This window comes from Sphaerisporangium melleum, assembly GCF_014646695.1.
In the GTDB taxonomy this organism is placed as follows: Bacteria; Actinomycetota; Actinomycetes; order Streptosporangiales; family Streptosporangiaceae; genus Sphaerisporangium; species Sphaerisporangium melleum.
In genome coordinates, this window is sequence record NZ_BMNT01000164.1 from 300 (window position 1) to 508 (window position 209).

Genomic DNA, 209 nt, shown 5'->3' on the forward strand with positions numbered 1-209 from the left:
TTGCTGTTCCAGTTCGGCCGTTACCTGCTGATCAGCTCCTCGCGCCCCGGCAGCCAGCCCGCCAACCTGCAGGGCATCTGGAACGACTCGCTCACGCCGTCGTGGGACTCCAAGTACACCATCAACGCCAATCTGCCGATGAACTACTGGCCCACCGACACCACCAACCTGTCGGAATGCTACGAGCCGGTGTTCAAAATGATCCAGGA

1 protein-coding gene is annotated in these 209 nt (G+C 60.3%); it reads left to right on the forward strand.

Going from position 1 to position 209, the window contains the following annotated elements:
• The coding region (locus IEY93_RS39230; protein ID WP_229691840.1) for a glycosyl hydrolase family 95 catalytic domain-containing protein at window positions 1-209 on the forward strand (209 nt) is incomplete at both ends.